9 protein-coding genes are annotated in these 7,401 nt (G+C 36.2%); 2 read left to right on the forward strand and 7 right to left on the reverse strand.

Going from position 1 to position 7,401, the window contains the following annotated elements; genetic code table 11:
* Positions 1 to 25: 25 nt before the first annotated feature.
* The 5 genes from HF312_13150 to HF312_13170 form a co-directional block, all read right to left on the reverse strand.
* The gene (locus HF312_13150; GenBank protein ID MCU7521160.1) at positions 26 to 655 is read right to left on the reverse strand and encodes a hypothetical protein; all 630 of its coding nucleotides are present in this window, start codon (positions 653 to 655) and stop codon (positions 26 to 28) included.
* A 47-nt stretch (positions 656 to 702) separates the two neighbouring features.
* Positions 703 to 1,011 carry a hypothetical protein gene (locus HF312_13155; protein ID MCU7521161.1) on the reverse strand — a complete coding sequence of 103 codons (309 nt, stop codon included), beginning with the start codon at positions 1,009 to 1,011 and terminating at the stop codon, positions 703 to 705.
* On the reverse strand, positions 1,011 to 2,081 hold the full coding sequence (locus tag HF312_13160) for a hypothetical protein (protein MCU7521162.1): 1,071 nt from the start codon (positions 2,079 to 2,081) through the stop codon (positions 1,011 to 1,013). Before HF312_13160 ends, HF312_13155 begins: the two co-directional genes overlap by 1 nt.
* 2 nt (positions 2,082 to 2,083) lie before the next feature.
* Positions 2,084 to 3,001, reverse strand: coding sequence for a hypothetical protein (locus HF312_13165; GenBank protein ID MCU7521163.1), 918 nt, complete (start codon positions 2,999 to 3,001; stop codon positions 2,084 to 2,086).
* Positions 3,002 to 3,122: 121 nt separating this feature from the next.
* On the reverse strand, positions 3,123 to 4,136 hold the full coding sequence (locus HF312_13170) for a PD-(D/E)XK nuclease family protein (GenBank protein MCU7521164.1): 1,014 nt from the start codon (positions 4,134 to 4,136) through the stop codon (positions 3,123 to 3,125).
* A 317-nt stretch (positions 4,137 to 4,453) separates the two neighbouring features.
* On the opposite strand from HF312_13170, the gene HF312_13175 reads away from it, so the two are divergent.
* Entirely contained in the window at positions 4,454 to 5,764 is a 1,311-nt protein-coding gene (locus HF312_13175; GenBank protein ID MCU7521165.1) for a hypothetical protein, read from the forward strand.
* Between the two features lie 173 nt (positions 5,765 to 5,937).
* Here HF312_13175 and HF312_13180 read toward each other — a convergent pair whose 3' ends face one another.
* Both HF312_13180 and HF312_13185 read right to left on the reverse strand, forming a co-directional pair.
* A complete protein-coding gene (locus tag HF312_13180; GenBank protein ID MCU7521166.1) occupies positions 5,938 to 6,606 on the reverse strand; it encodes a hypothetical protein in 669 nt (222 codons plus the stop codon).
* The gene (locus HF312_13185; GenBank protein MCU7521167.1) at positions 6,603 to 6,932 is read right to left on the reverse strand and encodes a hypothetical protein; all 330 of its coding nucleotides are present in this window, start codon (positions 6,930 to 6,932) and stop codon (positions 6,603 to 6,605) included. Before HF312_13185 ends, HF312_13180 begins: the two co-directional genes overlap by 4 nt.
* A gap of 356 nt (positions 6,933 to 7,288) precedes the next feature.
* Between HF312_13185 and HF312_13190 the strand changes: the two genes are divergently transcribed.
* Positions 7,289 to 7,401 (forward strand): SecC motif-containing protein (locus HF312_13190; GenBank protein ID MCU7521168.1); only part of this gene is annotated, 113 nt, incomplete at its 3' end.

The raw sequence follows: 7,401 nt of genomic DNA on the forward strand, positions 1-7,401 counted from the left end.
GGGTTTCAATGGCCCTTTTTACATTTTAGTGGCAGGTTTTCGTGGCCCTCGACAAATAACTGGCAAAATGCCAAAATATAAAACCTTCGAGTATTTTGTAATTTTCTTTTATGTACTCTGCCCATAAGGTCTCCACTTCTATATAGTGCATGCTTTCATCAAGTCTGTATAGAGGTCTTCTTTCCGAATTTGTGAAATACTGATTGGATAATTCAACAATAAGTTTATTCTTTTCTGAATCCTTACGCCTCACCAATTCATCATTAAACCATGGTGTCAAAAATCTGAAGGGCACGTATCTCGAAATACTGCGAATGGTATCTTTTATTGTCAGATCACCGGAATTTTCTCTTATACAGTTTTGAATATCGGGACCTTTTAGATTTGAATCTGGGAAGTAATGAAGGGTGATTGCAGAAATAAAATCATTCATTTTATCCTGCCTGCCAAAAGATAATTTATTTTCAATTATGGGCCCTGATGCGAGGATTAGCATTTCTGAGGCTATCTCATCTACAGATATCAATAAACTGTTACATTTTAAAACCTTACTAATTAGAGCCCAGAGCCACAAATACTTATAAGAGGTTGTTGTTTCCTCAAATGCCCTGACCAGGTAGTGAATTGGTATTTTAGTTGAAAATGGTAAGTCCATCAAGAGCTAAACTATACTTCATTTATGGAATAATTTTGGTAATCCAACTAATTTAGGAGAAAATCATCCTCGTCTAAAGCTTCCCCGTTTTCTCTTGTACCTGTAGAGCCTGCTAAATCAAAAATGTCATCGTCATCAGTGCCTTCACCATGGGATTTGGATATTTCCGTCACACAATTGCTCATAAGAATATCATCAGTGTCTGTGATCTCACCCTCCACTTCCGTAATCATAGTTTCACCATTTATCTTATTAATATTCAAATTAGTAGTTTGTGATTCATGAGAATAAAGAAACAATAGTTCATTCTTTTTTATTGTTTTTTCGGCATATTTTTCAAAAAAGAATTTTTCCATTATTTACATCCTAAAGTTATTACGTAAATTTTGTTGCCATCAAGTAATTCTGTGTCAACAGGAATTATTTTTTTATATATTTTTGTTCTTGAAATCCGATCATAATACTTTTCTAAACAAGCTATTCTTGTTCTGTTTATTTTACTTTCCTGATAAAACATTACAATTTTAGGTATTTTCAGTGAATCAAGCAATACTGTGCTATTATTTAATTCCGATATATTAGATGTAAATATTTCGGCATTTCTGTAAGTAAGTTGAAATGATCGATAAATTTCATGCGTATTCGATAAATATTTATCAGATACATACAATTTAGATGGAACTGATAATAATGCAAGAATTAGAACCCCATAAATAATAAACTTCTTAAAATAATCTTGGACCCAAATATTATAAGAGACCTGATTTACACTATTTATTTTGTTTCTCGTAAACTTGGTGTAATAATCAATAATCGTTTCATTCAAAATCCTGTGCTTATTATTTGATTTTGGGATTGACACTTCGCAGTATGAACTAACCCTTGTTAATCTTGTAATGAAGAAAAATAAATTCACACATGATGCAAAATAACAGAACGTTAATAGTACTAATAGGATTTTTACTCCCACTGGTCCATTATAAAATAGCAGAGGATCAAATTTGCTTCCCATAAAATATAGTAATACACCAATAAATATAGCCAGTACCACATTTGCTTTTACAAGAGAATGATTAATGTTCTCCTGTTGGCCTTCAATTTTATCCTTTATTACTGATAGCTTAATAGTTAAAGCTTCTTCATCACAAGATTCAATAGAACAAGTAAATCTCCTGATTTTTTCCTGAATTTGGTCTTCGGTTATAGAAAGAATCGGATATTTTACTATATGAAAATATTCAAATTTTATCCTTTTCCTCTTTTTATCATAAACTATTGAAAAGAAAGTAAAGAAATAAATTATAGTAAATCCTACTATTGAGATTCGTATTAAATTACTTTTCTCCCCAATATCTCCGTAAAACTTGTCCTCTCCAGAAATATTGAAGATTGGACTAAAAGAAAATATTTTTAGTACATAATACATATCTACTTTATCAAATATTTAATAATTTGTTCTGAAATATCTATTCCTAATGAACGTTCAAGCCATAGCCATTGCCCGTTTGGATTTACTTCCAAAAAATAATACTCGCCGTTATGAAAGATCAGATCAAAAGCACCAAATTTAATATTTAATTCTTTCATTAAAAGAAACAGCTTATCACGAACTGATTTGGGTAATTCATCCATTCCATATTGAAGTGCATTATAACATTTCCGCCAATCAATTCTAGTAGACTCATGGCCCTGGGATAATATTTTAACAGCATAGATCGTTTCACCTATTATTGTCACCCTTAATTCATATGTCTTTTCCTGATATTCCTGGAAATAAATTGGCAATTTTTCAATACCTCGCAAACTTTCACTATCATCTAGAATATTTGTGCCAAGGGTATATTCATTGTTTCCCTTTTCATAATTTGAATTGCAAAGAAATTTAAAGATTGTGCTTCTATTAGTATTGGAGAACTGATCTGCGTCTAGCCTGATATTTGTAATCAAACTTTTTGGGATTTTTAGGCCTACCTTTTCAGCCACCTTCATCTGAACAACCTTATTTTCAGAAACGGATAAAATAGACGGGCGTGTTAAACATGTTCCATCAAAAGATTCCGCAAAGCCATAAATTAATCGCAATAAACTTTTCTTAACAAGTCCAATTTCATCTTCTTGTTTTTTTGAAAATGTTGGTTTTCTAAAGTAGATAGATTTTATTTCCTCTGATTTTATTTCCTGAACTGGAGAAGATATTAAATAATTAAATGGGTTATTCGCAATACGAATTCTATACTCATCAAATTTGTCAATATTAAATCTAAATATTTGATAATATGAGTTGTATTTATTGATTATATAATCCACAGTGACATCATAGCTATTTGTAATCACCAATATTTTCATTTCACTTTAATATTCCTCGAATAAATGGTTTTTAAATACTTTATAATGAGCTGCAGTAGCAAACAACAAATATCCAAATTATAATTAAATCGTATAAACGCAATACTGTTCAACGTAAATACTAAGGTCTGGCAACATTTTGAACTTTCTCCAGATCATTCATCAAAACCTGAGCTAGTTTTTCATAATTTAACTCACTACTGCTGTCTTTTGAAGACAACAATTTCAGGTCATAAGGTTTAACCCAGTGAAAATCATTATGCTTAACAAATCCTATAGTGGATAACTCATTATTAAATTTTGTTAAATCTACTCCGTTAGTAATCCATTCCTCTCTTATCTGTAAATGTAGAGGGGTACATACATTAACATCAATAGGAGTTAACCATAAAGGGAAAAAATATCCAAACCAGGATTTTACCAAGCCTTGCTCAATGTAAAAACCATAATAATTATATGACTGACTGGTTCTTTGAACAGTATAAGATTTTAAAATAATATCTTTAATTAATGGAATAAGATTGAAAATCTTATTCAACGCTTGTGGATAATTGTTATTGTTAAGCATTTCTATTTCCTTAGGGTCTAATTCTATTGAAGTAAGGAACCTTGTCTGAATAAAATAAGCTAAATTATTTACAACAAAATTTGTAGATGCAAAAATCTTTAAAATATCATCCCATAAAAGATAGTTGAGCTTCACTGTGCCAACTTTAGTGTTGCTTAGAATCAGATCTTTACTAATTTTTTCCTCGTAGTGATTTAGTCTGCGTTTGATTGTTAGTAAGAATATTTCCTTTCTTGAATAATTGGAGAAGTGAGTGTTTAGTATTTCGATATAACGGCTTATTTGATTTTCGTTAGAATACGGTGCATAGAATTTGTTCTCAATGAGAAATACAGAATTTGTATTATAGATAACCAAGTCTGGTCGCCCTAGCTCTTTAAAGTCCATTTGCGTTGTAACTTCGTATCCGTATTCTTCTGTCGATTTTAAGCAGTTTTCCTGGAATATGTGACTAAAGAATAAACGCTGATATGCTGCAAATTCCCGGGATATTAAAATTTGGGCTAAAATTTCTGTAGTAAGATTCTCTGAAGATAATCCTTCTATAGAAACAAAAAAGTCTTTCATCTAAGAGTACCGTTTTGTTATTAGCTTTTTTGTTTTAGAAGTTAACAAAATACAAAGGAAACTACAATTAACGATTAAATATTTTTTGTCTTTCCATCTCTAGTTCCTATTTGAACTTTTATCTTGGTAACTAAGACTTAGTAAAACTGCATCCCTGTTCAGGTCTTCCTTCAATGATACCTGCGGCCTAAGGATCTGGTGTAATAGTGTCTTTTCCACTTCCACTCTTTTCTTCTTGCTAGGATTTTTGCATCTTTGGGGACTATCATTTTTCACTCTCAGGAATTTTTATTTCTTATATTTCCGGACTGGCTTATATGAAGGACAATTCCTTAAAACATAAGGCTAAAGGGGTTGCCCCCTTAAGTGAGACCTACGACGACTTCCGGTTTGTTGGAGCCCCTTCTGGCCCGTTTTCTTCTTTCTGCAAAAATCCCGCGGATCTCGAACAGTACCTGGACAGTCGCATACTGGACTTCCATAAGGTGCTGCCCAAACGATTCGTGCGCTATATTACTTCACATGATTTCCCGCGCACAATTAAGGATCTGCTGGAGTTTAATGCGGAAAAACTCATGAAATCCAAAGGCATCGGAATTCTTACGATTAACCAGGTTATCCGCTTCCTTAATAAAATATCTGAACTGAGCAGCCTCGTTGACTCAGAAGACAGTCCCAGCTTTTTTATTGGCCCCGATATAAGATCATGTTTCCAAAGCCCGGAGAAACTGTTTGCCGGACTGGGAAGGCTCGAGATCAGATGGTTTGAATGCTTCCTCCCTGCAAAATTCGTGAGCTATCTTTCTTTACATCTGGAACTCGTCACCGTTAAAGACATTCTGGACCTCAATACAAAAAAACTGCTGAAAGAACGCCGGGTTGGCGTAATTACACTCAAACAGCTTCTAGATTTCCTGAACAATCTGCCCGACTTAAACTCCAGGATAACAGCCCACCCGTACCCTAAAGTAAAAAACGAGGCGTACGGCAATATAGAAACCATTGTGAACGTGCATGAGGATGACCGGTTCTATTTATTTGATATTCTGGAAATTCATTATGGCCTTATCTCTAATTTACTGCTAGTCCTTCCGGAAAGGGACAGACAGGTGCTTCAGCGCCGGTTCGTAGGCAGAAATAGTTTCCAGGAAATAGGCGCGGAATTAAATTTGTCCAGGCAAAGAATACTCCTGATTGTGCAGCATCACATCCAAATACTTAAACGGACGCTGTCTCTCTTTGAAATGAGATTCAAAAGGTATATCGTTCAGATGCTCTATGAAATGGACGGCTTTATTGACGATATGCTTTACCCGGAGGATACAGGCAGTGTTTTATATGTTAATATCCTGAGCTATATCTATCCATTTCTGCCTACAAGGGCAAACAGCCTTACACCTGATATGATATGGAGGAATAAGTACCTTTCCAATATGAGACACAGGCTGATGGAGCAGGAAATAGGGCTTTATCAGTACACCTTTAAGAGCCTGTGCCAGTTCATGGAAATTACGGATACCGATGATGCGATGAACCTCTACAGGATCATCCTCTGCGGACACGGAGTAGGGTTTGATGTGAAGGACGGGGTTGTTTATGTTGTCAGAAACAGCCGCGCGGGAGGATAATGTTATGCCTTAAGGCATAAGCAGTGCCGGAAGTGGTTCCTGACACCACGGGAAGGGTTGATGACATCATTAGCAGGGCGGCCTATGCCATGGGCAGGCCCGGCGCCGGCCGCCCCTGCACAGATATGAATTATTTTCTGCCTGTACGACGCAGTACGCCGTTGAGTGAATATTCAGAACGCATAGCCCAGTCCAACGGACACTTCCGGGGTGACGAATTCCTGGCTGTAATTATCCAGATTCCGCGGGCCTTTGTCGAACCAGATGGAATGGGCGTAACGCAATTTTATTTTGGATGTTAAATAAAAGCTTTCAATTAAATGCGTATTGTACATCATGAAGACGTTTATTCCAAGTCCCGAGGACGCCAGACGGTCCTGAAACGCAGGAAATACAAGTCTTCCATCCCCATAGCCTGCTTCACTTTCATATGTCCTGCTGGTAATAACAAATGAAGGCCCAATGCCGAAATGGAAATTCCGGGTTAGTGTGCCCAGATAAGCAATGTCAATGCTGTGCGTGGAAAGTTTTAATCCGCCATGAATTTTGCTGTATTCAATGGGACTCATATCGGAATAATCAAACACCACCAGATTGTCCCTGGTAAGATGATTATAGCTGTAATCCAGCATTAAGCTTATTCCGAAGAAGTCATCTTTCTGAAATGAAAGTCCGAAGGAGAAATAGGAACGGTATTTCTTCTGATTCTCCATCATTCTGAGCGCGTTCTCAGAGTTGGAGGCATAATAGCCGAAGCCGGGATTCAGGCTTATCCTGTACTGCGGAAATAAGACCGAATTTACAATTAATAGCAGGGCTGATGTTATAATGCATTTTTTCATTGCAGCACCACATTGAAATTCTGAGTCGATTTTTCGTAGTAGTTATTATCTATGCCTTTGGCTTCCATTATAAAATAGTATAAACCGCTGGTGAAGTTTTCTATTCTGAAGTTTATTAAATGGTCTCCGGCAGGCATATCCTCCTCCAGCAGGACTGCTACAACGCTGTTATACATGTTTTCAACGGTCAGCTTAACGTGCGCCTTCTGTGAATTTGAAAAGCTGAATTGCAAACTCGGTGAAGCGGGGCGGGATTCAATAACGGACGATTTGCATCCCGATAGCAGCAGTGCCAACAGTAAGAAAGGAAGAGCAAGTTTTACCATTTCTAACCTCTCTGGTTATTTTTGAATATATTATAAAGGAAGAAAATGCGGAAATTGATTGCCGTAATATAGCTTAAAAATTTAAATAATTGTATTGCGGATGAGCACAATTATGCAGTCCATCCCTTCGGAGATTGATCATCGCGGGATTCTAAATGGAGATCTGGGACTAAAGTCCCGTGTTTTTTCTCTCCCCGCCCACGGCCTGAAGGCCGTGGCAATTCAGTCGTGAGCAATTCAGTCGTGGCAATTCAATGGCTGCGCCAGCCCAAACGGCGACGGGTGACTTTGATGCGGAAATTGGTTATTTTTTGGGTAAATAAACTGCTTTATAATACTTTATTAAATCTGCCATTATGAAAATCTATGACATAAATAAATACGCCGAAAAGGCTGTCAACGACCAGAATAATACCCCCCTGGATGACTTCGACGGGCTTACTCCTAACCAGATGGAACAGATCCTCTA

The organism is Ignavibacteria bacterium (assembly GCA_025612375.1).
In the GTDB taxonomy this organism is placed as follows: Bacteria; Bacteroidota; Ignavibacteria; order Ignavibacteriales; family SURF-24; genus JAAXKN01.

What these genes read in the sequence shown, in the direction of transcription:
- HF312_13160 (MCU7521162.1), bottom strand. Translation starts at nt 2,081, where the DNA reads ATGTATTATGTACTAAAAATATTTTCTTTTAGTCCAATCTTCAATATT.
- HF312_13185 (MCU7521167.1), bottom strand. Translation starts at nt 6,932, where the DNA reads ATGGTAAAACTTGCTCTTCCTTTCTTACTGTTGGCACTGCTGCTATCG.
- HF312_13180 (MCU7521166.1), bottom strand. Translation starts at nt 6,606, where the DNA reads ATGAAAAAATGCATTATAACATCAGCCCTGCTATTAATTGTAAATTCG.
- HF312_13175 (MCU7521165.1), top strand. Translation starts at nt 4,454, where the DNA reads ATGAAGGACAATTCCTTAAAACATAAGGCTAAAGGGGTTGCCCCCTTA.
- HF312_13150 (MCU7521160.1), bottom strand. Translation starts at nt 655, where the DNA reads ATGGACTTACCATTTTCAACTAAAATACCAATTCACTACCTGGTCAGG.
- HF312_13155 (MCU7521161.1), bottom strand. Translation starts at nt 1,011, where the DNA reads ATGGAAAAATTCTTTTTTGAAAAATATGCCGAAAAAACAATAAAAAAG.
- HF312_13165 (MCU7521163.1), bottom strand. Translation starts at nt 3,001, where the DNA reads ATGAAAATATTGGTGATTACAAATAGCTATGATGTCACTGTGGATTAT.
- HF312_13170 (MCU7521164.1), bottom strand. Translation starts at nt 4,136, where the DNA reads ATGAAAGACTTTTTTGTTTCTATAGAAGGATTATCTTCAGAGAATCTT.